The sequence below is a fragment of the Allobosea sp. Root670 genome (genome assembly GCF_001429415.1).
GTDB classification, from domain to species: domain Bacteria; phylum Pseudomonadota; class Alphaproteobacteria; order Rhizobiales; family Beijerinckiaceae; genus Allobosea; species Allobosea robiniae.
Genome location: NZ_LMJU01000018.1, coordinates 244,841 through 270,779, shown reverse-complemented (window position 1 = coordinate 270,779; position 25,939 = coordinate 244,841). Strand labels below are relative to the sequence as shown.

Genomic DNA, 25,939 nt, shown 5'->3' with positions numbered 1-25,939 from the left:
GACCGCAGATGAGGGCCGCGTGAAGGGCAAACGCCCCCGCAGGTAAATCACAGCTCGTGATCGCCTCGCTCGCAGGCCGACTTTTTCAACGGTATCGGCGCGGCGCGGCCGCATTGGCGCGCATGATCCGCCATTCGGCGGAGCGCGATGATGTAACGGACCTGCTCTCATGTGAGCCCGAGCTGCCGCCGCGGGCGCCCGTGTGAGCTTCCTGTCGACATTCATGGCTCCAACGGCCGAATGTTGGCGCCATCTGCTCGTCACTTTCGAGAAGCTCGCTACCGCGTACCGCCCTTGGATGGTGCAGCGCCCTACCCCGGCGGAGGCAGAAGCGGCTTATGTAGTAAATATAAAAAATTAGACCTTCCATCGCGACTATGCGATTGTGCTGCGCCAAATTCTGTAATTATTCTACATGGGACGAAAGAGGGTTTCGCGCCCTGCGTCTTGACGCAACGACTCTAGACGCAGCGAAATTCGAACAAACAAGGGAGGGGACAAATGCGTTTGACGAGACGGCATTTCTTCGCCGGGGCGGCGGCCGCCTATGCCGTGCCTTATGCGGCGGGTCAGGCGTTCGCGCAGGGCAAGCAACTGAATGTGTTTGCCCATCGCGTCCTGCAGAATGTGTCCAATGGCACCGCAGGCGGCGATGTCACGGCAGGTTTCACGGCGGCTAACGGTGTCGGCATCAATTGGGCCACGTTCGAGACCGGGCCGCTGCACGATCGCGTGTTTCGCGAAGCCTCGCTCGATCAGTCGACGATCGATGTCGCCTTCCTGCTCAACACCTATGCGACGCCGCGCGTCACGACCTTGTTCGAACCGCTCGACGCCTACATGAAGAGCGACCCGATCGAGAAATTCGACGACATCTTTCCCGGCCTTGTGAAGGCGGTGACTTTCGACGGGCAGCTTTTTGCCGTGCCGTTTCGCCATGCTTCGACCGGACTGCACTACAACGAGGAAATCTTCGCCGAATGCGGGGTTTCCGGCCCACCCAAGTCGATCGAGGAATTCATCGACATAGCCAAGAAGTGCACCAGGAAGCGGCCCGACGGCACGCCTGCCGTGGGCTTCATCCTGCCCGGTGTCGCCTATCCCGAGGTGATCGCCTTTGCCCGCGCCTGGGACGCCGACTTCATCACCCCCGACATGAAGGTCGTCGCCAATTCCGAGCCGATGGTAAAGGCGCTGACCGCCATTCGACAGCTCTTCGAGGCGGGCGCCGTGCCGCGCAATCTCACCGGCATGAAAGCGGAGGACGCGAACACCTGGATGCAGACCGGCCGTGCCGCAATGGCCATGAGTTCGATGAGCCGCAACGGGCTCTACAACGACCCCAAGAAGTCGCAGGCCGCCGGCAAGATCAAGACGACGTTCTTCCCGGTCGCGAAGGCATTGCTGGGAAAGTACGATGTCGCGCCTGCCAAGGTCGAGTTCTGGAGCATGGCGATCCCGAAGAATTCCCAAAATAAGGACCTCGCCTGGAAATTCGTTAAGTGGATGTCGTCTCCACAGGCGGCGCTGGGGGCAGCCCTCAACGGAAACGGGCCGGTCCGCAACTCGACCTATGATGACCCGCGCATCATCGAAGCGCTGCCCTATGCGCAGGACGAGCGGCGGGTCCTCGCCGTCTCGCGCGTGCCGCTGCCTGCCTTCAACGAAGCGGCACGCGCCGCCGACTTCTTCAAGGAAGAAGCCGAAGCTGCGGTGCTGGGCATGAAGACGCCGCAGCGGGCGATGGATGATCTGACCGTTCGCGTACAGGCACTTCTGAAATGAAGCGGAAGGGGAGGCCAAGGCCTCCCCTTCCCTCCCACCTAGGCAACGCCGAGCAGCTCGGCGCGGGTCGTATCCCGGCCAAGATGAAGAAGCACGTCGGCGGCGGAGCACATAGGCGGCACGCGGCGGCATACGACCACTCCATCGTCCGGTATCAGCAACGGCTCGGGCGCGCGGTCGGCGCGCTCGAAGTCCCACAGCCACCCGGCCGTTTCGCCAGTTCGCACCGTCTCGCCCAAAGCATGGGCAGGCTCGAAGGCCCCACGCCCCGGCGCACGCAGGAACCCTTGCGGCTCGATGGCCAGCAGGCGTGCCTTCGCGCGCGGTGTTGCGACAGCATCGATCATGCCGAGATGAGCGAGAACGTTCTCAATGCCGGCTCGCGCGATCTCGACGGTCCGGGGGGTTACGCATCCGCCGCCGCCCAGCTCCGTCGCCATGGCGGGGATGCCTTGCTCCAACGCCGCGGAGACCAGAGTCGCGCTGGCTTCGGGGTGACGCATCACCATCGCATGGGGCGCGCCGAAGGCCAGCATAAGATCCAGGACACGCCTTGCCAGGGCACTGTCTGCGGGCAGGCGCCCAAAAGCGCATGGCAGATAATCGAGCGTCCCGCCGCCGCTATGCAGGTCGACCACGCAATCTGCCAAGTGCAGCAGCAGCCGGAAGATGCCATCCGCGATCTGTTCCGTAGGCAGACCGTCCGGCCGGCCCGGAAAACAGCGAGCCAGATTGACGCCGTCGATGGGGGACGTGCGCTTGGCCGCCGTCGATGCGGCGGGATTGGCCACCGGCAGCAAGATGACACGCCCGCGCAGCCGATCCGGATCGAGTGTCCGGGCCAGACGCGACAGCGCAAACTGCCCTTCGTATTCGTCGCCATGCAGCCCGGCGGTGCACAGCAATGTCGGCCCGTCGCCGCCTTTGACCACGATCACCGGAAGCGTGATACGACCATAGGCGGAGCGGTCGTGCGAGTGCGGGACGAAGAGGGCGCCGACGTGGCGCCCCGGCCGATCGAGTTCGACCTCCAGCCGGGCGGGGCCGCCTGCTCCCGAGACGCCGCGTTTCATTGGCGGGCCGCGCGTTCAAAGGCGGATGCGTGCGTGAACAGCCCCGGCGTGCCACCGGAGTGCAGGAAGGCGATGGAGGACGCCTTGCCGAGCAGACCCTTCTCCGCTGCACCGATCAGGGCGGCCATGCCTTTGCCTGTATAGACGGGATCGAGCACCAGCCCTTCGAGCCGGCCAGCGGTCCTGACTGCGGCGACACTCGCGTCGGAGGGAATGCCGTAGCCCGGGCCGATCTCTCCGTCGACGATGTCGAAATCCTGCCCCGAGAGACGCGCCTCGATGCCCATCCACGCGGCGGCAATGTTGGCGGTCTCGACGATCCACTTGCGCAGTCGCGCCTCCGGTTGCTGGGCGCTGATGCCCATGACCCTGGTTGGAACGCCGAGATGCTTGAAGCCGAGCGCCAGCCCGGCAGCCGTCAGCCCGGAACCGCAAACCGCGACGACGCTGTCGGGGATCCGCCCGATCGCCTTGAAATCCTCGCGGAGCTCAGCGGCACCCGACATCCAGCCTGCGACACCGACATTGGCACTCACGCCCGTAAGCTGCACGACGAAGGGCGACCGGTCCTGCTTGCGGTAACGATCGGCGATCGCCTCGATTTCATCCTTGATGGCGGGGTGCCATGGGTCGGTCTCCTGGGTGAAGGTGACCTCCGCCCCGAAGATGTCGTCCAAGAGCAGATTGCCAACAAGCTCCGTGCCCATCCTGGCGCGCACATGCAGATGGCAACCGAGGCCCAGCTTGGCGGCTGCGCCGGCCAGCGACCGGCAGAAATTGGACTGGCTGCCGGCCGTCGCAATCAGCATGTCGGCTCCGGCTGCGATCGCCTCGGCGAGGATGAAGTCGAGCTGACGAAGCTTGTTGCCGCCGAGCGCATAGCCGGCCATGTCCTCGCGCTTGATGTGGACGGAGGCGACGCCGAGATGCTTGGCCAGCCGCGGTGCCGGCTCGAAAGGCGTCGGCAGGCGAGCCATGGCGAGGCGCGGGCGGCCGGACATCGGATCGATCGAAACAGCAGACGGGCAAGGTACGAGCATCGCGGCGTCCTGCAAGGGCATCGGCGCTCGCCGAGCGCGATGTAGATAAATTACGGAAATGGTCTCGTCAACGCATCCGGAACCGGTGTAGGAAGGGCTGAGGCCGTCAGATGACGGGCCGCTACCATGACGATCATGGCGTGGAGACGGGCGTTCTGGCCAGCATCTCTCGCATCGAAATTCGTTTGATCGGACTGCATGAAGGCACAGGATACTTTTGAATTAAAAGGGAATTATGTATCTGACAGTGTCATCGTAACCTTGCTGTACGGCTCCAGGCAGCTCTGCGTGGTCCCGGACGGGAAGCTACCCGAAGACCATAAAGGCATTTTAGGGAGTAAAGTTACGGAAGCAGGCAGGCATGCTGCGGCGCGCCTCTGCCGGCTGCTGCCCCTCGCCCATGGAAGGCTGGTGCTGGGGTTGTCCGACCGGATCGCGACATGCGTTCGTCGGGCGGCTTCGTCAACGCCGATCCGGACTTCGTCGCGCCCGGGACTGCGATGAGTGGTGCATCCGATATGATAGTGGAAGTCATGGGCGCGTTCGGCCGGCATAGCCGCACCACCATTGGTGTCGAGACCCTCCTGCTGGGAGCCTGCATCGAGGTGGAAGGCTTTCGCGTTCGAATAGGGGAAGGGCATGATGACAGGTGAAGCGCCGGGAAATGGTCACGCGGGAGGCGACGACCGCTTCCTCGACATATTGACCGCCCGCAGGGCCGAGCTTTCGCCATCCGAGCGCCGGGTGGCAGAGTTTGTGCTCGATGCGCCGGACAAGGTCATCCATATGTCGATCGCGACATTGGCCGAAGAGGTGGGCGTCAGCCAGCCGACCGTGCTTCGGTTCGTGCGTACGATGGGGTTGGCCAGCTATCCTGAACTCAAGCTGCGCACCGGACAGAGCATCGTCGCCGGGACGCCTTATGTTCACAGCGAAGTCACCTCCAGCGACCCGCTCGACCAGATCGTCGACAAGCTTGTCGATTCCTCGATCTACGCGTTGACGACGCTGCGACGTTCCATCGACCAGGCGGTGCTTGCGCGGGTCGTCGACATCCTCGCCGACGCGACCCGCATCGATTGCTACGGTGCCGGTGCGGCACGCATCCTGGCCATGGAGGCCCAGCACAAGCTGATGCGCTTCGGCATCCCGGTCGTGGCGTATGACGACACGCACTTGCAGCGCCTTGCCGCCGCCACGCTGCGTAAGGGCAACGTGGCGCTCTGCTTTTCCCATACCGGCATGGTGCGCGACATCGAGGCGATGGCGCTGAAGGCCCGCCAATGCGGCGCCACGGTCATCGCCATCACCCGGCCGGATACCGCGCTGTCGGCTGCGGCCGACATCGTCCTCGAGATCGACGCGCATGAGAACACCGAAATCTACACGCCGATGACGTCGCGCGTGGCCCATGCCGTGCTGATCGACATTATCGCGACAGCAATGGCTCTCCGTGGCGGGCCGGCGCTTTTCGAGCGCCTGCGCGAGGCGAAGAACAGCCTCGCCGATCTGCGCATTCCGCTGGCGGCGCCGGCAGGCCGCAGAAAGAGCAAGTCATGAGGGTCTTTGTCGCTTCGCTGGCGACTGAAACGAACACGTTCTCGCCAATTCGCATCGACCGCGGCGCCTTCGAAGATGCGTTCTACGCCCCGCCGGGCGAGCACCCCGAGATGCCCACTCTCTGTTCCGCCCCCCTTGTCGCGGCCCGCAAACGCGCCAGTGAGCAGGGGTTCACCTTGATCGAGGGGACGGCGGCCTGGGCCGAGCCTGCCGGCCTGGTTTCCCGGGAGGCCTATGAGGGGTTGCGGGACGAAATCCTGGACCAGCTTCACGCCGCGATGCCCGTCGACGTGGTGCTTCTCGGCCTGCATGGCGCGATGATCGCCGAGGGTTACGACGATTGCGAGGGCGATCTGCTTACTCAGGCCCGCGCCATCGCAGGAGGGGATGCGGTCATCGGGGTCGAACTCGATCCCCATTGCCATCTCACACAGGCGATGATCGACGCGGTCACGATCCTGGTCACCTTCAAGGAGGTGCCGCACAGCGATTTCTACGAGCGCGCGGAAGATATGGTGGATATTTCCTTGCGCGCCGCCCGCAAGGAAATCACGCCGGTTGTGAGTGTCCTCGACTGCCGTGCCATCGCCAACTTCCTGACCAGCCGCGAACCTGGCAGGTCCCTTGTCGACGACATGATCGCCCGTGAAGGCAGGGACGGCGTGCTGAGCATCTCCGTCGTGCACGGGTTTCCGGCGGCGGACGTCCATGACGTCGGCACCAAGGTCGTCGTCATCAGTGACGATGCGCCGGAAATGGGTCGATCCGTGGCGGCCGAATTTGGCGCCCGTATCGTTGCTTTCGGCGCCAACCGCATGCCGTATATGCCCGATCCGGCCGAGGCGATCGACATGGCCCTCGCTGTGGCCGGTCAACCTGTCGTGCTTGCCGACCGCTGGGACAATCCCGGTGGCGGCGTGGCTGGCGACAGCACGTTCCTTGTTCACGCGCTGCGCGAGCGCGCGAACATCGATGCCGCGGTCGGGGCTCTGTGGGATCCGGTCGCTGTCTCGTTCTGCCTGGCGGCGGGGCCCGGTGCGCGCCTACATCTGCGCTTCGGTGGCAAGGCGGCGCCGAGTTCGGGCATGCCCGTCGATGCTGAAATCGAGGTCGTCGCGACCACACGCGATCTTGTCATTCCGTTTCAAGAGAGCCGTGTCTCCCTGGGGGCTGCAGCCTCGGTCCGGCTCGGCAAGCTGGATGTGGTGCTGGCAAGCAAACGCGCCCAAACGTTCCACCCCGCTGTCTTCGAATTGCTCGGGATAGAACTCTCGAAGAAAAAGATCGTCGTGGTGAAATCCGCAAGCCATTTTCACACAGCCTTCGCGCCGATTGCCGCCGATGTGATTTTCGTGAATTGCGGCGGCCCCTATCCGCCCGATGCCGCCGCAATACCCTACCGCCGCATTCGCCGGCCTATCGCTCCACTCGATACGGATGTCTCTCCGGTGTGGATGACGTAAGTCAAACATCCGGCCCTTGCCGCAGCGACCCCGGGAGGCCGCAACGCCAATGTTCCGTCCCGTCGTCGCTGCACCTGGATGCCTGGCCGGATGGGTTCTTTGCGTCATGACGCCGCTCTATGTCCGCTTTCGGGCAAGGAGCCGGACTCTGCTCCCGGCGCCGCGATTGGTTACTGTCGTGCTCGCGCCTGCATGATGAATTCGACCTTCATGTCCGGATTGGTCAGTTCGGCGAAGAAGCAGGCGCGCGAGGGCGGGGTGATGTCGCTCACCCATGCGTCCCAGAGCTCGTTGAATTCAGCGAGATAGCGCTTGTCCGACAAAATGATGGTGACGAACAGGAGGTCGGCCTTGGTCGAGCCGACTTCCGCGAGCCGCTCCTCGACGCGCGCGAAGATCTGGCGCGCCTGCGTGACGACGCTTTCGGAGGTATCGAAGGGACGGTCCGGGGTGGCGGCGAAATAGGCGACGCCATTGTAGATCGAGATCTTGCTGTAGCGCTTCTCGATCAGCTTGCGCTGAATTTCCATTGGGAGTGCTCCTGTCAGAAACGGTGATGGCTGAACATGGCATGCTCCTCGCGGTGCCTGCCATGGAGGATGTCGTCGACGACGCGCGCCGTGCCGGGGGCGCCGCTCATGCCGTAATGGCTGTGCCCGAAAGCCATCACGACATCGCCATCGACGGTGGCCGGGCCGATCACGGGCAGGCTGTCCGGCAGCGACGGGCGGAAGCCCGACCAGAGCAGCGGCTCGTCGTGCTTGATGCCCGGAAAGAGCTCGGCGGCGTGCTTCACCAGCTTTTGCGCGCGCCGCATGTCCGGCGGGGTGTCGAGCCCCGAGAACTCGACCGTGCCGGCGACGCGCAACCCCTGGCGCATCGGCGTGACGGAGAAGCCGCGATCCTTGAAGCCGATCGAATGCTCGAGCCGCACATTGTGGTTCGGCAAGGTCGCGTGATAGCCGCGCTCCGCCTCGAGCGGGATGCGAATCCCGAGCGGGGCCAGGAGCCTGCCCGACCAGATGCCGGCTGCAACGACGACGCGCCGGCATGCGATGGGATGAAGATTGGTGGCGAGTAAGATGCGGCCCGGGGCTTCCCGATGGATACGCTCGACCGAGCGTTGGACGATCCGACCACCCAGGCGCATGAATTCTTCGACGAGATGCGCGGAGATTTCGGCCGGGTCGAGCGTATAGCCGCCGCCACGCACCAGCAGGCCTGTCTTCATCGCCGGCGTGACGTCGGGCACGAGTTCGCGCAGCCTGTCTCCGGACAGCGCCTCCGCTTCGATGCCATAGCGCTTGCGGATCTCGGCGCCGAGCGCCGCCGCCTTGGCGTTGCCCGGGCCCGACCAGAGCTGCAGCCCGCCATGGAAGCGCATGTTGCGGGCCACGAATTCCGAACCGAGCAGATGCTCCCAATCCGCCACGCAGTCGCGGTGCAGATAGTGCATCGCGGCCGCAATGCCGCGCACCCGCGCCGGCCGTCCGGCCATGATGTAGCGCAGCAGCCACGGCAGCGCGCGCGGGAAATGCCGCGGGGACACGAAGAGCGGCCCCAGCGGATCGCTCATCCAGCCCGGCACCTTGCGCAGGACGCCGGGTCCGGACATCGGCATCACGGTGGCGGGGCTGATGATTCCGGCATTGCCGAAGGAGGCCCGCCCTCCGGGCGGCAGCGGATCGAGCACGACCACCTGGGTTCCGGCGCGTGCCAGCCGCACAGCGATGGCCATGCCGACGACGCCTGCGCCGACGACGACCGTTTCGTCACGAAGTTGCATGGATTCTACCTGAAGTATTTCTCGCGGTACTTCTTCTCGAAGTATTCGGCGGCCAGGGTGAGCGGTACGATCGTTACGACGAACAGCACGGCGACGACGGTCAGCAGCTCGAGCGGCCTGAAGGTCCGCACGCTGATCTGCTGGCCCAAATAGAGGAGCTCGGGGACGGCGACGTAACCGGCCAGCGTCGTGTTCTTGAGCACCAGGATGCACTGGTTCACCAGCGGCGGGAAAATCCGTTGGAAAGCGAGCGGCGCGACGATCCGCTGAAAGACCTGTCCGCGGGTCATGCCGACCGACTGCGCGGCTTCGATATGGCCACGGTCGATCGACTGGATGCCGCCGCGGAAAATCTCGGCGAAGAAGGCCGAACTGTAGATGGACAGCGCAATCACCACGGTGGTGAAGCCCTCGAGCTTCAACCCGGTGATGATCGGCAGGCAGTAGTACATCCAGACCAGCAGAACGAGCACGGGCACCGCCCGGACAACCGAGATCATGGTCGAGATCACCGGATAGACGAACGGGACCTTGCTGCCGCGCAGCAGCGCCAGGGCGAGGCCCAGGATCATGCTGGTGACGATCGTGATCGCAGCGAGCATGACGGTGTAGAGCAACCCCCTCAGCAGGACGGCTCGGTAGTCCCAGACGATCGCGAAGTTCCAGTCGTATTCCATCTGTCCCGCCCGTCTTGCGGCCGCGGCAAAGCCGCCGGCGTCGCGTTCAGCCGTAGTAGTTGCGGACGAATTCTTGCGTTCGGGCATTCGCCGTCGCACCGAAGATGTGCGAGGGGGGCCCGATATCCGCGATCCTGCCCTTGTCGAGAAAGACGACAGGGTCGCAGACATCGCGGGCGAAGCGCATCTCGTGCGTCACGATGATCAACGTCATGCCGTCGTCGGCGAGCCCCTGGATCACAGCGAGGACCTCGTTGACGAGTTCCGGATCGAGCGCCGATGTCGGCTCGTCGAACAGGATGATCTGCGGCTCCAACGCCAGCGCGCGGGCGATGCCGACGCGCTGCTGCTGACCGCCCGACAGGCGGCTCGGATAGGAATCCGCCTTGTCCGCGAGGCCGACGCGGGCGAGTGCGGCAAGAGCCTTTGCCTTGGCCTTCTCGCGCTCGATCTTCTGGACGACGACAGGTCCCTCCATCACGTTCTCCAGCGCCGTCTTGTGCGGCCAGAGATTGAAGTGCTGAAACACCATCGCCATCTTGCGGCGCTGCTGACTGAGCTCGGCCGAGGAGCGCGGCACATGCCTGTCGCCGACCTTCTTCACGCCGACGGTCTCGCCCTCGAGCAGGACCTCGCCCCGCGTCGGCGCCTCCATGTGGTTGATGCAGCGCAGAAGCGTCGACTTGCCCGAGCCGCTGGCCCCGATGAAGCCGACGATCTCGCCGGCCTCCACGGTCAGGTCGATGCCCTTGAGAACCTCGAGCGCGCCATAGGACTTGTGAACGTCGCGGATCGCCAGCAGCGTCAAAGACCGATCTCCTCTTCACTGTCCCGGACGGCCGGGAGCAACCTCATTTCGAGGGGTTGAGGAACTTGGCGCGGATGCCGGGGATCGTGCCGTCAGCGATCAGCGCGCCGAGCGAGACGTTGAGCCATTCCTGGAAATCGTGCTCGCCCTTGCGCAGGGCGAATGTCGAGTTCTGGCCGATCTCGGGCTTGGGATAGCCGACATGCACATTCTTGCGGGCCTGGCCGTAGCGCGAGAGGCTCGACTCCGTGCTGGCGAAATAGTCGACCCGACCGCTTTCGAGTTCGAGGATCGCGGCATCTTCCGTCTTCACGGCGACATAGGTCGCCTTGGGGATCAGGCGCTGGACCATGCGCATCGTCGCCGAACCGTCGGCCAACGAGATCCGCACCTCCGGCTTGTTCAGGTCGGCCCAATTCGCGGCCGCGGCCTGTTTCTCGGCCGTCGCCGCCGCGAGTCCGACGCCGACGCGCGCGACCGGGATGGTAAAGCCGACGGCGAGCGCGCGCTCCGGCGTGGCCGAATAGCCGCCGATCAGATCGAACCGGCCGGACTGCAGCCCGGCAGCAGCGGTGCCCCATTCGGTCGGCACATACTCGACCTTGACGCCGATGGCTCCGAACAGAGCCTCGACCGTCTCGGGAAAGATGCCTTCCCATTTGCTGCTCGCCAGGTCCTGCCGATAGGACGGAAACGCCTCGACCGCGCCGACGCGCACGACCTTCTGCGAGAGGATGCGAGCCATGTCCTTGCCGCCATCCTGAGCGGCGGCTGGAAGGGCCAGCATCGAGACGGCCATGGTGGTCGCGACGGCAAGTTTCGTGATGAATCCGAACATTCCATCAATCCCCGATTTTTGCGCCGCCTTTGGCGGTCGATAGAATAGTGTACGGTGCATCGCGTCACCGCAGTGACGCGCCCGGCAGCGTTGCTTCGTTCACCCAGGCCGCAAGGCATGCCAAGGCGATCGCGAAGTCGTCAACTCGCGCACATCAAGGTATTTCCGTTTCCTATCCCGGATAAAACTTGAATTTGCTCGAGAATTTGACCTCAAGATCTCGATGAAACCGCCGAATTTCGATTTCGAGAGCCATGATATTCGATCAAGCGCGGCGCACTTGTCCATCGCGACGTTGGTTATGGATCATGGCCTCTGGTTATGGTCGAGGATCACCGCATCCCCCAAAGATCGCGGGCTGTTGCCTCGAGCTCTGCACAGCTAGGCGCCGCCGCCACCGAAGCGCTGCAACTGAGCGCGCATGGTCGCCCGCATCGCGGCAATAAGCGTCTGGACGTTGCGCCCTTGCGGTGCCCCATCGATCCAGATCGCATGGTACTCAAACCGGATTTCCGGCTCGAACGGGCGCAGCACGAGGCCTTGTCCGAGCCATGGCCGCGCGGAAAAACAGTCGGCAAATGTGATGCCGATGCCGGCCCGCGCCATGGCTGCCGCGCCGATGATCAGCGGCATCTCGGCCACTTCCTTCGGCTTCACGGATGCCGCCGCCAGCACCTGATCGATCTTCTGCTGCTGCCCTTCATGCCGCGAGATCGAAATAAAGCGTTCTCCCTGCAGATCCGCTGGGTTGATGATCGCCTTCGCTGCGAGCGGATGCTCGGCTGATATGGCGCACATAACGCGGCTTCGCGCGATGAGCTGGCTTCGTACGCCCGGCGTCCGGCGAAAGCTCATGGCGAAGCCGACATCGGCATTGCGGGAGGTCACCATGGCGAGAACGCCGCCGGCATCGCGCGTCGTGACGAAGAGCTGGGCATCGACACCCGCGAGCCAGTCGGCTGCGGCGAACGGCAGAATCTCCTGGGCGATCATCGGGATGGCGGCGACGACGGTACGTGGCGGGCCGTCGCTGCGCAGACGCCCCACCAGGCGATTGATTTCTTCCATGCCGACGAACAGCCGTTCCGCTTCCTCGAAAAGGCGGACGGCCCGTTCGGTCGGAACCAGGCGGTTCTGGACGCGGCTGAACAGAGGGAAGCCGCACAATTCCTCTCCCTGTGCGATGAGCTTGCTGGCTCCTGGCTGGGTCAGTCCGAGCAAATGCGCGGCGCCGGTGATGCTCCCGGCGCGCATGACAGCCCTGAACACCTCAAGATGCCGATGTTTCACGCTCCCTCCATCCGTAGACGGCGTGTCTAAGGCATCAACAGGCATATGAATCTACTAAGTTTTGCCGAATCCAGCGCGACAGACTGGAAGTTGTTCGAAACGCCCGTGAGACGCTGTATCTTGAGTTGGATACCCATGGCGCCGCTGACGGTGCCCCCCTGCTGCCTTGACCATCCGGCTTTATGCCGGCCCAGGCGTCGTGAGGGATCTGAACATTCTCTTCGTACCGCCAGCGGCCGCCACCCTGCAGCGGCGCCCTCCAGAGCTGGCTACGTCCGCTCATGGTCGTTCCTCGATCTCTGTCGGCTGAGCGGCGTGAACCTGCCCATCTGCGCCCGAGGTTCTTCTGAATCTCCTTCAACACCCATTCAAGGGTGCGAAAGATTCCATCGTTCCAGACAGTCTCGGAGATGGCGCAAGAAACTCTCGCGAACGGAGGAAGGAGGCTTCATCCGCGGACGCAGCAGTTTGATGTCCAGCACCACCTCGGGCCTGAAGGGTTTGATCACCAGATCACGATTGACGGAGGCCCGAGCCGTCATCGGCGCCACGACCGTCACCGCATTGCTGCATCGCACGAATTCACAGGCCGCCATCCCGAACTGGGTACTCGTCACCATCTTCCGCACGATGTTTTCCTGCTCGAAAGCGCGATCCACCAGCTGTCTCACCCGATCGGTCTCTCCAAGCGAGATGAAGGCCTCGCCTTCGAGATCCCGGGGGACGATCACATCCTTGCCGGCGAGCCGGTGTCCTGATGGCAGGACGCAGACGGCCCGGCACTGCATGAGCGTCTCGGTCTGAACGGCAGGGCTGTCGGAGGCCAGCATGCTGATCGCGATATCCAGTTGCTGGGTGTGAGCGAGATCGAGAAGCTTCGGCGAGGTCTGCACATGCAGATGCACGCTGGTCTCAGGGCTGGTCTTCTGAAAGCTCGCAATGATCTCCGGGAGCAGCGTAAGCCCGAATGTGGCGATAGTCCCGATGGTGAGATGACCGCGGCGGGTGTTCTTGAGGTCCGCGGATACGCGGCGCAGCCGCTCCATGCCGTTGAGGATCGCATCGACCTCCGCCAGGAAGATATGAGCCTCGGCCGTCGGCGAAAGCCGCTTCTTGTCACGCCTGAACAAGGGAAAGCCGACATCGCCCTCCAGCCCCGCGATGAGCTTGCTCACAGCCGGCTGTGAGAGGTGCAGCACCCGGCTCGCACGAGAGATGCCGCCGGCGCGCATGACAGCGGAGAAGGCCTGGAGCTGGCGGGGGTTCATCGACATCGAGCAGTTGCCCCTTTTGGAGACCCGATCTCCGAGCAAAATCATTCCCATTCGTTATCAACTCGGTCAAACAAATAATTTGACGCGATATTTTATCCCGTCCACGCTACAGCCCAACAGGGGATAAAGATGTCGGACACGGGGCCAAGCGCATCGTCGCTCGGATTGGCAGAAAAACTGGAATGGTTGGCGCGACCCGGAGCAACGGCTCTGGTTGTTTCCGGTCTAATTACAGTTTTCGCCCCCCTGATCTTGACGGTTTACGTCAGTTTTTTCGACGATAAGGTCATTATCTTCCCTCCTCAGGGATATTCATTGGCGTGGTATGGATCGAGCATTCCTCAATTCATTTCTCCGCTCCTGACCAGCCTGAAGCTCGCATTGCTGGCGGGCGGGCTGAGCCTGCTGTTCGGGGTCCCAGCCGGCATAGCCCTGTCGCGCTACCGGAATAGAGGCACGCAAGGGATCGGGACGCTGCTTCTGGCGCCGTTGACCATTCCCGGAATCGCGATCGGCCTCGCGATCTACGTGTTCGCGATCACCGTGGAGTTGCGCACGGAATTGCCTCTTGCCGGCAGCATGGCCCTGCTCGTCCTGGCCCATGTTCTGATCACGATCCCATGGGTCATCCGGATCTGCCTTGCCAGCCTGACGAACCATGATCGCGTGACCGAAGAGGCGGCCGCCAGCCTGGGAGCCTCGCCGCCCCGCGTGATCTGGCGCGTGACGCTTCCCGCCATGCGCAACGGCATCGTCGCCTCCGGCTTCTTCGCCTTCATCATCAGTTTCGAAAATCTGGAGATCAGCTTGTTTCTCGTCAGCCCCGGCATGTCGACCTTGCCGATCGCGATCCTGCAATATCTGGAATATCGGCTGGATCCGCTGATCGCGGCGATCTCCGTCCTGCAGATCGTCGGCATCGGTGCCATCCTGTTCACACTTGGCAATTTCGCCAATCTCGGGCGGGTTGCGCGATGAGCACGCTCGACATCGAAAACGTCTCGAAATTCTACGGCACGATGGCAGCCGTCGATCAGTTCTCGCTCAATGTGCGGGCGGGCGAGATGGTTGCGCTTCTGGGCCCGTCCGGGTGCGGCAAGACCACGACGCTGCGGATGATCGCCGGTTTCGTCGCGGCGAGCCGCGGCGACATCAAGGTGTCCGGCAGAAGCATCGTCGATCTGCCGCCGCATAAGCGGAATATGGGCATCGTCTTCCAGAACTACGCGCTGTTCCCGCATCTCACGGCAGCGGCCAATATCGGCTTCGGCCTCGAGATGCGCGGCATCGGGCGGGCGGAAGCGTCCAGGCGCGTCGACGAGATGCTCGCTCTGGTCAAGCTGGACGGGCTCGGCGGCCGCCTGCCGCGGCAATTGTCCGGCGGGCAGCAGCAGCGCGTGGCCCTGGCGCGGGCGCTCGCCATTCGCCCCGACATCGTCCTGCTCGACGAGCCGTTGTCGAACCTCGACGCCTCCCTCAGGTCGGAGGTCGCTCGCGATATCCGCATCCTGCAGCGCGAGCATGGGTTCACCACCATCATGGTCACCCATGATCAGGACGAGGCCATGGCCATGGGCGATCGGCTCGTCGTGATGAAGGACGGTCGCATCCAGCAGACTGGCGATCAGGAGGATCTCTACGAGCGACCGGAAACGGCCTTCGTCGCAAGCTTCATCGGGCGCAGCAACCTGATCGAAGGCCGTGTCGACGGGCAGCGCAACTTCGTCTTCGGAGGGGAAAAGCCGCTCCTCCTCTCGTCCGACCGTCGCTCCGGCCCGGCGACGATGGCGCTGCGCCCCGAACGGCTGGCCCTGCGCGCGGGCCGGGAGGCGGGCAAGCTCACGGGGACGGTCGTGGTCGGCGTCTATCTCGGCGCGGTCGTGGAGCATGCGGTGCAGATCGCACCCGACAAGCGCATCGTCGTTCGCCAGGCTTCGGAGTCCGGCAACCGCCTGTGCCTGCCACCGGGATCGGAAGTCTCGATCGATTGGGACGGCAGCGCGGAGCGCGTCTTCGAAGCCTCGTAAACTTCAAAAAGCAACCGTCGCGAGCAACTACAGGGGACTGCCATGATCAAGAATACGACGTTCGATCGCATCTCCCGGCGAAACTTCATCGCAGGCGCATCGGCAGGAGCGGTCGCCGTACCGTTCGCGGGCCAGAGTTTCGCGCAATCGGGCGGCTCAGTCACGGTCGGGACTTGGGGCGGCGACTATGGCAGGCTGCTGCGGGAGAATGTCGATCCGATTATGGCGGACAAAGCCGTCAGGGTCGTCCAGGATGTCGGCGATTCCGATACCCGCATGGCCAAGACGATCGCCCAGCGCATCCTGCCGCGCGGTGCGGTGGATGTTCAATGCTTCGACAACGTGAAGGCGCAGGCCCTGCGCAACGCCGATGCCCTGTTGCCGATCGATCCGGCCAAGCTGCCGAGCTGGAATGCGATCCGCCCCGAGGCACGAGACCCCTACATCGTTCCCCACATCGTCAGCGCACAGGTCATCATTTACGATCCCGAGCAGGTTGACGAGCCGCCGACGGATCTCGATGCGCTTCTGAACCCGAAATACAAGGGCAAGGTCGGCGCCATCATCGCCAACTATTATGCGTTCCTGATGGCCGGCGCCCTGTATCGCGGCGGCTCGCTCGATGATTACGAGGCCGGAAAGAGCTATCTCAAGGACGTCAACGCCAACGGGCTGCGCCTCTATGCCCAGCCGGAAGCATTTACCCAGGCCTTCAAGTCCAAGGAGATCGCCATCGCGGTCATCTGGCAGGCCCGCTCGATCATGTGGCAGAACGCCGGTGTCCGGATCGAGTCGGCCTGGCCGAAGAGCGGCGCGATGCTCTACGTCTCCGGCTTGGTCATCCCCAAGAATGCCCAGAACAAGGACGCGGCCTACGCCTATATCGAGGCCGCGCTGCAGCCCAAGGCGCAGCAGGGCTTTGCCGAGAACATGGGCTACATGCCCTCGATCGCGAACGCCAACCTGCCTCCCAATCTGGCCAAGCGGCTGGAACTGCCGCCGGATGCGCCGAAACTGGTCTCCCCGGATCTCGACAAGCTCGCCCGCGAGCTTCCGGCAATGAGCGACTGGTGGAAGAAGAACATCGAGTACAAGGGATGACCCTGGCCGCAGCCACGCCCTTGCCTTCCGACCGGCGCGAGAAGGGACATCTCGCGGCCGCCAGCGCATTGCTGACACCGGCCACGGCCGTCGTGGCAGTGATGCTGGTGGCGCCGCTGCTGTTGCTGCTCCGCATGAGCTTCAACCGCTTCGATCCGACAAAGCTCATGGTCGAGGCTGCGACCGCGGAGAACTACACGCGCTTCTTCGGCGACGCCTACTATACCGACGTCATGATCACCACCGTGGTCGTAGCGTTGAGCTCGACGGCGTTCTGTCTGCTCTTCGGCTTTCCGATCGCGTATCGGCTGGCCCGCTGGCAGAGCCGGTGGAAGAACGCGGTGATGCTTCTGATGGTGCTGCCGCTCTTCGTCAGCAGCACCGTCCGTTCCATCGGCTGGATGGTTCTGTTCTCGCATGGCGGCGTCATCAACCTTGCCGCCACCAGCCTGGGCCTGGGCACGATGACGCTGATGCAGACGACCACGGGCGTCATCATCGGCATCATCTCCATCAACCTGCCCTACATGATCCTGACGCTGCAGAGCGTCGTCGAGGGAATCGACGAGAACCTGGAGCAGGCCGCCGAGAGCCTCGGAGCCGCGCCGGCCCGCGCCTTCTGGCGGATCGTCTGGCCCATGGCGTTGCCGGGGACGATGATCGCCGCAGTGCTCTGCTTCATCCTCGCGATGAACGCATTCGCGACGCCGGTGCTGATCGGCGGGCCGCGCTTCCACATGATGGCGCCGCTGCTCTACTGGGAGTTTACGGCGAACAACAACTGGCCCTTCGCCTCGGCTCTCGCTTTGATCCTGATGACGACGACGCTCGTCATGACCGTTCTCGCCAACAAGCTGATCCTCGGACGCCAGGCGCGCGCATGAGCTCCGCCCGTGCCCGCGACCGAGCAGAGTTTCGAGCCATGATCTCGTGCCTCAGCAGCCATTGCCGCGCTCCTCCCGCCCGGTGCGATTGACGCCGAACCACTCCAGCAAAGCCCTCTATCACCCGGATTTTCGAAGCCTGCCGGCGCGGGATCGCGAGCCTGTGCCCGACGATGCTGCGGCAGCGATGTGCTCCGCCATCCCAATTCAGAAAGAGCCGATCCATGACCGACACCCTGTTCGACCCAAAAACCACCGCCCTCGTTTCCATCGACATGCAGACTTCCGTCGCGCATCACGCGGCCGCGCCGCACAGCGCGACCGAGGTCGTCGCCCGTATCGCGTCGATGATCGAACCTGCGCGGGCGGCGGGTGCCCTGCCCGTCTTCGTGCGCACGACCTTCCTGCCCGACGAGTCGGACAATCTGGGGCCCAACCTCGACGTCAAGCGGCCCCGCTACCCGCACCGCATCGAGAACTGGGATCAGCTCGTCCCGGAGATGGACAGGCGCATGAACGAGCCGGTCGTGAACAAGAAGAGCTTTAACGCCTTCTACGGCTCCGACCTCGACCTGCAGCTTCGGCGGCGTGGGATCAAGACGATCGTGCTGGCCGGGATCTCGACCAATTTCGGCGTCGAGGGCACCGGCCGGAATGCCTATGATCACGGCTACGACGTGATCTTCGTGCGCGACGCCATGGCCGCCGGCACTGCCGAGGCCCACGAGGCCTCCCTCAAATACGTCTTCCCCTATATCGGCCGCGTCCGCTCGACCGAAGAGATCATCGCCGCCTTCAAGGCGCAGGCCTGAGACGAAAGTCACCATCATGAGCAAGCCCGAGCAGCGGCTGGACGACCGCTACCGCACCGATGAGAAGTACACGACGCTTCGCGGCATCCATGCGCAGGCGCGGCGGCAGCTTTCGGAGATCGACTGGAACTATCTGAATTGTGGAACCGGCGACGAGGTCACGCGCGAGGAGAATACCAGCGTCTTCGACCGGATCAGGTTCGATACGCCGTTGTTCGCCGGGATATCCAACCCGGATACGCGAACGAGCCTGCTGGGGCACGACCTGAGCTTCCCGGCGCTGATCGCGCCTTTCGGCGGCGAAGCCGTGTTCCATCCCGACGGCCATTGCGCCATCGGGCGGGCGGCCGAGGCCGCCGGTATCAAGCAGATGGTGCCGGCAGCGTCCTCGTTTCACCTGGAAGAGGTGGCGCAGGCGTCAGGCGTGGCCAAGATTTTCCAGATGACCTTCGTCGGCGATCCGGAAGGCGTCCTGCAGATGATCGGCCGCGCCAGGGCGGCCGGCTACACCCATGTCTGCGCCACCTATTCGCCGATCCGTCAATGGCGCGAGCGCATGATGGAGGACCGTTTCTCCCCGCGCGGCGAGAAGGGGCCGTCGAATTTCGGCCCAGGCCTGTCCGATCCGGCAAATCTGGTCGAGTTGCTCGATTTTGCCGAGCCGCGCTGGGGTTGGAAGCAAGCTGCCGACGTCATCGCCCGCAGCCCGCTTCCCTGTATCGTCAAGGGCGTCCAGAGCGTCGCCGACGCGCAGGCGGCGCTCGATGCGGGAGCCGTCGCGCTCTATGTCTCCAACTACGGAGGCCGGTCCATCGATCGCACCCTGACGACACTGGAGATATTGCCTCATATTCGCGCCGCGGTCGGAGCCGAGGTTCCGATCATCTTCGACTCCGGAGTGCGCCGAGGCAGCGATATCGCCACCGCCATAGCGCTGGGTGCCAATGCCGTCGCTCTGGGACGCCTCGTCGCGTTCGGCCTGGCGGCAGATGGCGAGTACGGGGTGCGACGCACGCTGGAGCTCGTGAAACGCGAATTCTGGACGACCCTCGGCCATCTCGGCTGCTCCAGCGTCGCCGATCTGTCTCCCCGAATTTTCAGCAGGTCGCCATGAAAATCGTCGTCATCGGCGCTGGAGCGATCGGCGCGAACATCGCTTACAGGCTGGCCGTCGGCAAAGCCGACGTCGTGATCGTGGACGCTGCGCGTCCCGCATCCGGCACAAGCGCTGCCTCGATCGCCTATCTGTCGACCTTTCCGCAGGCGAGTTGGGACGAGGATCCCGGCCGCGCCCTCCTCAGGCTCCAGCTCAACGACACCTTCGACCAGCTCCAACAGGAAATCGGCCCGGGATGGCTGCACTGGACCGGCACCTTGACCTGGGGCCTGCCGGAGGAGCGGGCTAAGATCGCGCGCGACCTCGCCATCTGCCGCGAGCGCGGGCTCGACCTCAAAATGCTCGATGGTGGCAAGGCGCGCGGCATGGCGCCCGGCGTTCTGTTCGCTGACGACGACGAGGTCGTCTACGAGGCGCGCTCCGGCTGGGTCGATGCCCCCGCCATGGTAGCGACATTGCTCGATCATGTCCGAAAACTGGGTGGCTCGGTGCTGACCGACCAGCCAGTCTGCGCGGTCCTGCGGCAGGCAGGCAAGGTTACCGGCGTCCTGCTTCGCGACGGCTCCGAGATCGCTGCCGACGCGGTGATCAATGCCGCAGGCAGTTGGGGCAGCCACATCGCCGCACTGGCCGGCGCGACTCTGCCCCTCGAACTCGTTCCCGGCCTTGTGGTTTATACCGAAGCCATCCCTGGCCTACCCAGGCAGATCATCGGCGCACCGACCTGGATGAGCCGGCCGGATCCCGAAGGCGGATTGGCCATTCATTGGCGCGGAGAGGCCCTCACCAGCGTCCACGGTGCCAACGGCCCATCTCCACAGGGCATCCTGGAGGATGTTGCGGAACTCATACCCGCCCTGGCGGGCACCGCCGTCGCCGCCAGCCGCATCGGCATCCGTGCCATTCCTCACGGAGGCCCGGTCATCGGCGAACTGCCCTGGCTGCCGGGCTTCTACTTTGCCGTTTCCCATGGTGGGGTCGGCTGGGGGCCGATGTGGGGCCGGCTCGCCGCGCGTGAGCTTCTTGAGCGGGAGATCGTGCCGGAGTTGAACGCGATGCGGCCGGCTCGCTTCTATATCCAGAAGGCTTCGTTCGGACGCTTCGCCGATGATGCTGAGCAGCGCACGGACGCTTAGTATCGATCAAGTTCACTGGCCGTTGAGCAACCGCGCCTTTGAAGGCAATCACGTTGAAAGGGGTATGTCATGACGATCGGGGTAGGCGGATCATCCTTCGAAGAAGAGCTCGCCAGACTCAGTCCACCGACGAGCCGCAGCGTCGCGATCGGGCTGGACGAGTATCGCGCACGGATCGCAAAGGCCCAGGAACTGCTGCGAGACGGAGGGCATCAGGCGCTCTATCTCGATACCTCGACCAGCCTGCGTTACTTCACGGGCATCGACCTTGCCCTGACCGAACGCTTGCACGGGGCGATCGTCCCCGCCGAAGGCGAGATCGTCTACCTGAGCCCCGCTTTCGAGGAGCCCAAGACGCGGGAATACATGCTGTTCGGCGACGACGTGCGCTGCTGGGAAGAGCATGAGGACCCTGCAGCCCTGGTCGTCGATACGATTCGCAGCCTGGGCTACGAGAGCGGCTCGGTGGCGCTCGATCCGCAGACCCCCTTCTATATCGCTGAAGGCCTGCGCAAGGCGGGCAACCGCTTTTCCTTCACCAGCGGGCAGCCGATCACCGCCGCTTGCCGGCAGCTGAAATCGGCAGCCGAGATTGCCCTGATCCAGCAGGCCATGGACATCACCATGGAAGTTCACCGTGCGGTCGCCCGCGCCTTGAAGGTGGACGTGACGACGACCGAGACCCTGGACTTTCTGGCGCGCGCCCATCGCAAGCTGGGCCGGGACTGGTCCAGCAATCACGCGCAATTCGGCGAGGCTACGGCTTATCCCCACGGCGTACCCTACCCGCAGACGCTGAACGATGGCGACATGGTTCTCATCGACATGGGGACGAAGCTGGAAGGCTATCGTTCGGACATCACCAGAACCTATGTGTTCGGAGAGCCGACCGAACGGCAGCGCGAGATCTGGAACCTCGAAAAGGCAGCCCAGTTGGCGGGGTTTGCCGCGGCCCGCCTGGGCGCACCTTGCGAGGCGATCGACCAGGCGGCGCGCGGAGTGATCGAGGCGGCAGGTTACGGGCCCGGTTACAAGGTTCCCGGGTTGCCGCATCGCACCGGGCATGGGCTCGGGCTGGACGTTCACGAAGAGGCCTATATCGTGAAGGGCAACAGGACGCCGCTTCAGCCTGGCATGTGCTTCTCGATCGAGCCCATGATGTGCATCTACGGCGAGTTTGGAGTGAGGCTGGAGGATATCGTCTACATGTCTGATGATGGCGCGAAGTGGTTTACCCAGCCCTCGCATTCCGTCGACGACCCCTTCGGCTACGAGGCCTGACCGCCGCAGAACGCTCCATCGATTCGGGCCGAAATCAGCGTGATCGCTGCGTCGCGGGCTTTCGGCCCATGCCGTCAAGTTGCGCGCGAAGAGAGCCACCATGCGATAGCTTCCAGATGATATCTCAGCTCTCGCACAGCCGCCCGTCGACCAGGTGAACGCGCCGGCTCGCCTTCGCCGCCATCTCGGTATCGTGGGTCACGGCGATCACTGTCTTGCCGCGCTCGCGCACCAGCTCATCGAGGATCGCGAAGACCTGCGCGGAATTCCTGCTGTCGAGACTGCCGGTTGGCTCGTCGGCGAGGATCAGCGGCGGATCATTGGCGAGCGAACGGGCGACAGCGACGCGCTGTCGCTGGCCGCCCGAGAGCTGGTCGGGCCGCTTGTCGAGATGGTCGGCGAGACCGAGCGCCGTCAGCAGTTCCGTCGAACGGTCGCGCATGGCAGCAGCGCCGAGCTTGCCCAGCCGGCGCATCGGAATCTCCACGTTCTCGCGGACGGTGAATTCCGGCAGCAGGAAGTGGAACTGGAAGACGAAGCCGAGCGTCCCCAGACGGATCGCGGCGCGCTCGCGTTCGCTGAGCCCGGCAGTGTCCCTGCCCTCGATAGTGAGCGAGCCGCCGCTCGGCTTGTCGAGCAGCCCGAGCAGATAGAGCAATGAGGATTTGCCTGAACCGGAGGGGCCGGTGATGGCGACGAACTCGCCCTCCCCGATCGCGAGCGTGATGTCCTGGACCAGCGTCACCGGTACGGCGGCGGGCAGGACGCGGGTCAGCCCCTTCGTTTCGATCAGCGCGCTCACGTGGCGCCCCGGATGATGTCGACCGGATTGAGCCGTGCCGCCTGTCTTGCCGGCAGGTAGCCGGCGACACCGGCCGAGACCAGCGCGAAACCGGCCGCGATCAGATAGTGCCAGATACTCCAGGCCAGCGGCAGGCGCGTGATCTCCTGGGCGACGCTGGCACCTGACAATTCGAAGCGAACCAGCGAGAGCGCGAAGCAGAGCGAGAAACCGAACGCCCAGCCGATCAGCGAGCCGCCGGCGCCGAGCGCGACTCCTTCGAGGAGGAAGAGACGACGCATATCGGTCTCGGTGAAGCCGAGCGACTTCAGGATGGCGATGTCGCGCGCCTTCTCATGGGTAATGGTCGAGATGATGTTGAAGATGCCGAAGCCGGCTACCAGCAGGATCGCGCCGACGACCGTGTACATGATGACGTTGCGGATCACGAGCGCCTGCAACAGCGACTCGTTCGCCTCCTGCCATGCCATCGCCTTGTAGCCGATCTGCGCCTCGGCCCGCCGCGCCACCTGCGGCGCGGCGTTGGGGTCGTCGGGCTTCAACCTTATCTCGTTGATCGCATTCGGGCGCTCGCTGAGGATCTGGGCGTTCTTGAGCAGGACATAGCCCTCGCCCTCATCGCGCGCCGTGGTGCCGGTATGGAACAGGCCGACGATCTTGAAGGCGCGGCTCTGGCCAGTGGAGGAGACGACGGTGACGGTGGTGCCGAGTTCTGCGCCGAGGCGCTGCGCCAGCCTGTCGCCGACGACGATGGTGTTGCCGCCGGCGATCAGCGAGGTGAAGCTGCCTTGGCGGAAATCCTTGGCGAGCGAGGAGACCTTCATCTCCGCCTGCGGCTCGATGCCGATGATGGCGATGCCGACATCGCGGCCGGAATAGCGCACCACGCCTTGCGTCTTCAGGCTGAGCGCCAATCGCCCGGGCACCCAGGCCCGCAGCATTGCGACCGCCTCGGTGGGGTTGAGGATGCCGCGCCGATCGTCCTTCGGCCGCAAGCCGGCGATGTGGACAGCGGCAAAGGCGTCCTGCGCCGGCTGGCGGCGGGCGTTGCGATATTCATCCGTGATGTCGACATGCGGCATGGTGTCGACCAGCCTCGCGACGAAATCATCCTCGCCGCCCTGCATCAGCGAGGCCATGGCGATCGAAAAACCGACGCCGAGCGCGACCCCGATGATCGCGACCAGGGTCTGCCGGCCGCGGCCGCGGATATGCGTCAGGGCCAGAGCGAGGATCAGCCGCATGGCTCAGCCTCCTTGGAGCCTGACCCGGGCGCCATCGCCGAGCTTGTCCGGAAAGGGCGTGATCACGCGAGCCTGATCCGGCAACCCGGAGAGGACCTCGACATCGCCGGTGCCGCGAATGCCGATCGCCAGTTCGCGGCGGCGGGCGCGATCGCCATCGAGAACGAAGACGGCGTTGCCCTGCACGGCGGCGACCGGCAACAGCAGTGCCTGCTTCGCCACCCGCGCGATGATGTTGAGTTCGACCGTCATGCCGATCAGCAGGGACGTGTCGTCCGGCAAAGCGAGATAGACGCGATAGGTCTTGGCGACGGGATCGCCCTTGGGCGTGATGCTGTCGACGGTGGCTTCCAGCATCTTCCCCGGAAAGGCGTCGGCGCGTAGCAAAGCCCGCTGGCCGGGCTTGACCTGGGGAATGTCCTCTTCGTTGACTTCGGCAACGACGCGCAGCGGCCTGGCTTCGCCGATCCAGAACAGCACGCTGCCGGGCTCGGCGATCTCGCCGACCTCGCCGTCGCGGCGCAGCACGGTGCCGCGCATCGGGGCGCGCAGGACATAGCTCTCGAGGCGGGCGGTCTGGCCGGCGATCAGCGCCGAGGCCTGCCCCATCTCGCTGCGAGCGCGATCGAGCGCCTGCTGGCTCGTCACATTGCGCTCGACCAGAACCGCCAGCCGGTCGAGCTCGGCGGTGGCGAGCTTCTGGCGGGCCTTGAGCTCGGCCAAGGTCGCCTCGGCCTGGACGCTGTCGAGACGGGCGAGGACATGCCCCTGCTCCACGCGCTGGCCCTCGCAGTCGCAGCGCTCGACGATGCGCTCTCGCACGAGCGCTGTAACCTTGGCCCAGTTGCGCGGCTCGACCGTGCCGGTGGCGTAGACGATCTCGGCTGCATCGCCGCGCTTGGGTGCGATCGTCGCGACCGCGACCGGCTTGGTCAGGAGCCAGTAGGCGCCGCCGGCGACGATGATGGCCGTGGCGGCAAGGAGGAGACGAGAGAACTTCACGGCATCCCTCGCAGGAGGCATCCCGCTGACGCACCCCGCTCGCGATCATCGCAAGTCGGAAGCGTTGCGGCGGCAGTCTCTTACGCGCACAATCGCGAGAGACCGACCGTCGGTCATTCTACAGACCGACGGTCGGTCGTCAAGCAGAGGTAAGTCGCATATGCCCCGTATCGTGAAGTCCCCGGGTGATCGCAGGAACGAGATCCTCGACGGCGCGCAGGCGCTGTTTTTCGAACGCGGCTACGAGCGGACCACGGTCAACGACGTGATCGCAAAGGTCGGCATCTCGAAGGGCGGCTTCTACCACCACTTCACGGCGAAGGAGGATTTGCTCGAAGGGATCACCGCCAGGCTGGCGCAGGATGCGGTCGCGCGTGTCCGCGATATCCTCGACGATCCGGGTCTCAGCGCGCTTGAGCGGCTGAACGTTTTCATGGCGCGCTCACGCAGCATGAAGCTGGCGGATGCACCTAAATTCCGGGCCGCTTTCGACGTTGTCTTCCGGCCGGAGAACCTGCTGCTCTACCATCGGATCAATGCCGCCTCGATCGCGGTGATGCGACCGGTGCTGACCCGAATCATCGCACAGGGCACCGCCGAAGGCACCTTCACCGTGCCGGACCCCGAAGCCGCAGCGGAAATCGTCCTGCATCTCAACGCCAGCACCCACGATGCCGTCGCGCGAACGATTGATGCGATGGGGACCGCCGGGGAAGACGCTGCGATCGCGACGCTGGATCGACGCTTCCAATTCCAGGGTATCGCGATGGACCGTATCCTCGGACTGCCGGACGGTAGTCTGGTTATCGTCGAACCTGGCTTCACACGGGCGGTGATGACGGCACGCCAGGTCGATCGTCCCGACCACACATAGACTGGGCGACTGACGGATAGGCATGAATGCCCGCTTCCAGGCGATACCCGGATCTTCGTAACTGG

General features: G+C 64.4%; 25 protein-coding genes. 13 read left to right on the top strand and 12 right to left on the bottom strand.

Going from position 1 to position 25,939, the window contains the following annotated elements:
• The first annotated feature begins 501 nt into the window (after positions 1 to 501).
• The gene (locus ASE61_RS22415; RefSeq protein WP_061970700.1) at positions 502 to 1,785 is read left to right on the top strand and encodes an ABC transporter substrate-binding protein; all 1,284 of its coding nucleotides are present in this window, start codon (positions 502 to 504) and stop codon (positions 1,783 to 1,785) included.
• A gap of 38 nt (positions 1,786 to 1,823) precedes the next feature.
• Here ASE61_RS22415 and ASE61_RS22410 read toward each other — a convergent pair whose 3' ends face one another.
• Together ASE61_RS22410 and ASE61_RS22405 are read right to left on the bottom strand one after the other, a co-directional pair.
• Positions 1,824 to 2,858, bottom strand: a complete 1,035-nt coding sequence (locus tag ASE61_RS22410) for a succinylglutamate desuccinylase/aspartoacylase family protein (protein ID WP_061970698.1) — start codon at positions 2,856 to 2,858, stop codon at positions 1,824 to 1,826.
• Positions 2,855 to 3,919 carry a 1-aminocyclopropane-1-carboxylate deaminase/D-cysteine desulfhydrase gene (locus ASE61_RS22405; protein ID WP_082617644.1) on the bottom strand — a complete coding sequence of 355 codons (1,065 nt, stop codon included), beginning with the start codon at positions 3,917 to 3,919 and terminating at the stop codon, positions 2,855 to 2,857. Before ASE61_RS22405 ends, ASE61_RS22410 begins: the two co-directional genes overlap by 4 nt.
• A 419-nt stretch (positions 3,920 to 4,338) precedes the next feature.
• Between ASE61_RS22405 and ASE61_RS22400 the strand changes: the two genes are divergently transcribed.
• From ASE61_RS22400 to ASE61_RS22390, 3 genes are read left to right on the top strand one after another with little or no spacing between them, the layout of a single operon-like run.
• Positions 4,339 to 4,551, top strand: coding sequence for a hypothetical protein (locus tag ASE61_RS22400; protein WP_061970695.1), 213 nt, complete (start codon positions 4,339 to 4,341; stop codon positions 4,549 to 4,551).
• Positions 4,541 to 5,458: an SIS domain-containing protein gene (locus ASE61_RS22395; RefSeq protein WP_162260136.1), complete on the top strand. Its 918-nt coding sequence runs from the start codon at positions 4,541 to 4,543 to the stop codon at positions 5,456 to 5,458. The genes ASE61_RS22400 and ASE61_RS22395 overlap by 11 nt, the downstream gene beginning before the upstream one ends.
• Positions 5,455 to 6,921 (top strand): M81 family metallopeptidase, encoded by a 1,467-nt coding sequence (locus ASE61_RS22390; protein WP_061970692.1) that lies wholly within the window; start codon positions 5,455 to 5,457, stop codon positions 6,919 to 6,921. The genes ASE61_RS22395 and ASE61_RS22390 overlap by 4 nt, the downstream gene beginning before the upstream one ends.
• Before the next feature lie 170 nt (positions 6,922 to 7,091).
• Here the strand turns inward: ASE61_RS22390 and ASE61_RS22385 are convergent, their stop codons facing one another.
• The 7 genes from ASE61_RS22385 to ASE61_RS22355 form a co-directional block, all read right to left on the bottom strand.
• Positions 7,092 to 7,451, bottom strand: a complete 360-nt coding sequence (locus ASE61_RS22385; RefSeq protein WP_061970690.1) for a RidA family protein — start codon at positions 7,449 to 7,451, stop codon at positions 7,092 to 7,094.
• Positions 7,452 to 7,465: 14 nt separating this feature from the next.
• A complete protein-coding gene (locus ASE61_RS22380; RefSeq protein WP_061970688.1) occupies positions 7,466 to 8,707 on the bottom strand; it encodes an NAD(P)/FAD-dependent oxidoreductase in 1,242 nt (413 codons plus the stop codon).
• A gap of 5 nt (positions 8,708 to 8,712) precedes the next feature.
• Positions 8,713 to 9,471, bottom strand: a complete 759-nt coding sequence (locus ASE61_RS22375; RefSeq protein ID WP_082617642.1) for an amino acid ABC transporter permease — start codon at positions 9,469 to 9,471, stop codon at positions 8,713 to 8,715.
• Positions 9,431 to 10,192: an amino acid ABC transporter ATP-binding protein gene (locus ASE61_RS22370; RefSeq protein WP_061970685.1), complete on the bottom strand. Its 762-nt coding sequence runs from the start codon at positions 10,190 to 10,192 to the stop codon at positions 9,431 to 9,433. Before ASE61_RS22370 ends, ASE61_RS22375 begins: the two co-directional genes overlap by 41 nt.
• A gap of 43 nt (positions 10,193 to 10,235) precedes the next feature.
• Positions 10,236 to 11,030 (bottom strand): transporter substrate-binding domain-containing protein, encoded by a 795-nt coding sequence (locus ASE61_RS22365; RefSeq protein ID WP_061970683.1) that lies wholly within the window; start codon positions 11,028 to 11,030, stop codon positions 10,236 to 10,238.
• Positions 11,031 to 11,411: 381 nt separating this feature from the next.
• Positions 11,412 to 12,320 carry a LysR substrate-binding domain-containing protein gene (locus ASE61_RS22360; RefSeq protein ID WP_210171892.1) on the bottom strand — a complete coding sequence of 303 codons (909 nt, stop codon included), beginning with the start codon at positions 12,318 to 12,320 and terminating at the stop codon, positions 11,412 to 11,414.
• A gap of 368 nt (positions 12,321 to 12,688) precedes the next feature.
• On the bottom strand, positions 12,689 to 13,594 hold the full coding sequence (locus ASE61_RS22355; protein ID WP_061970680.1) for a LysR substrate-binding domain-containing protein: 906 nt from the start codon (positions 13,592 to 13,594) through the stop codon (positions 12,689 to 12,691).
• A gap of 129 nt (positions 13,595 to 13,723) precedes the next feature.
• Between ASE61_RS22355 and ASE61_RS22350 the strand changes: the two genes are divergently transcribed.
• The 8 genes from ASE61_RS22350 (at position 13,724) to ASE61_RS22315 (ending at position 21,952) form a co-directional block, all read left to right on the top strand.
• Positions 13,724 to 14,572: an ABC transporter permease gene (locus ASE61_RS22350; RefSeq protein ID WP_082617638.1), complete on the top strand. Its 849-nt coding sequence runs from the start codon at positions 13,724 to 13,726 to the stop codon at positions 14,570 to 14,572.
• The gene (locus ASE61_RS22345; RefSeq protein WP_061970676.1) at positions 14,569 to 15,621 is read left to right on the top strand and encodes an ABC transporter ATP-binding protein; all 1,053 of its coding nucleotides are present in this window, start codon (positions 14,569 to 14,571) and stop codon (positions 15,619 to 15,621) included. Before ASE61_RS22350 ends, ASE61_RS22345 begins: the two co-directional genes overlap by 4 nt.
• Before the next feature lie 42 nt (positions 15,622 to 15,663).
• On the top strand, positions 15,664 to 16,722 hold the full coding sequence (locus tag ASE61_RS22340) for an ABC transporter substrate-binding protein (protein WP_061970675.1): 1,059 nt from the start codon (positions 15,664 to 15,666) through the stop codon (positions 16,720 to 16,722).
• Positions 16,719 to 17,606: an ABC transporter permease gene (locus ASE61_RS22335; protein ID WP_082617637.1), complete on the top strand. Its 888-nt coding sequence runs from the start codon at positions 16,719 to 16,721 to the stop codon at positions 17,604 to 17,606. The genes ASE61_RS22340 and ASE61_RS22335 overlap by 4 nt, the downstream gene beginning before the upstream one ends.
• A gap of 224 nt (positions 17,607 to 17,830) precedes the next feature.
• Positions 17,831 to 18,418, top strand: coding sequence for an isochorismatase family protein (locus ASE61_RS22330; RefSeq protein ID WP_061970673.1), 588 nt, complete (start codon positions 17,831 to 17,833; stop codon positions 18,416 to 18,418).
• 16 nt (positions 18,419 to 18,434) lie between these two features.
• The gene (locus tag ASE61_RS22325) at positions 18,435 to 19,532 is read left to right on the top strand and encodes an alpha-hydroxy acid oxidase (RefSeq protein ID WP_061970671.1); all 1,098 of its coding nucleotides are present in this window, start codon (positions 18,435 to 18,437) and stop codon (positions 19,530 to 19,532) included.
• A complete protein-coding gene (locus ASE61_RS22320) occupies positions 19,529 to 20,671 on the top strand; it encodes an NAD(P)/FAD-dependent oxidoreductase (protein ID WP_061970670.1) in 1,143 nt (380 codons plus the stop codon). Before ASE61_RS22325 ends, ASE61_RS22320 begins: the two co-directional genes overlap by 4 nt.
• Before the next feature lie 69 nt (positions 20,672 to 20,740).
• The gene (locus ASE61_RS22315; RefSeq protein ID WP_061970669.1) at positions 20,741 to 21,952 is read left to right on the top strand and encodes a M24 family metallopeptidase; all 1,212 of its coding nucleotides are present in this window, start codon (positions 20,741 to 20,743) and stop codon (positions 21,950 to 21,952) included.
• Between the two features lie 124 nt (positions 21,953 to 22,076).
• Here the strand turns inward: ASE61_RS22315 and ASE61_RS22310 are convergent, their stop codons facing one another.
• The 3 genes from ASE61_RS22310 to ASE61_RS22300 are packed head-to-tail and all read right to left on the bottom strand — an operon-like array spanning position 22,077 to position 25,021.
• A complete protein-coding gene (locus tag ASE61_RS22310; RefSeq protein ID WP_061970668.1) occupies positions 22,077 to 22,754 on the bottom strand; it encodes an ABC transporter ATP-binding protein in 678 nt (225 codons plus the stop codon).
• Positions 22,751 to 23,998 (bottom strand): ABC transporter permease, encoded by a 1,248-nt coding sequence (locus ASE61_RS22305; RefSeq protein ID WP_061970667.1) that lies wholly within the window; start codon positions 23,996 to 23,998, stop codon positions 22,751 to 22,753. Before ASE61_RS22305 ends, ASE61_RS22310 begins: the two co-directional genes overlap by 4 nt.
• Before the next feature lie 3 nt (positions 23,999 to 24,001).
• Complete coding sequence (locus ASE61_RS22300) at positions 24,002 to 25,021, bottom strand: efflux RND transporter periplasmic adaptor subunit (protein ID WP_061970665.1); 1,020 nt, start codon at positions 25,019 to 25,021, stop codon at positions 24,002 to 24,004.
• Between ASE61_RS22300 and ASE61_RS22295 the strand changes: the two genes are divergently transcribed.
• Entirely contained in the window at positions 24,963 to 25,874 is a 912-nt protein-coding gene (locus tag ASE61_RS22295; protein ID WP_244492981.1) for a TetR/AcrR family transcriptional regulator, read from the top strand. The two genes, ASE61_RS22300 and ASE61_RS22295, sit on opposite strands and share 59 nt — an antisense overlap.
• Positions 25,875 to 25,939 lie beyond the last annotated feature (65 nt).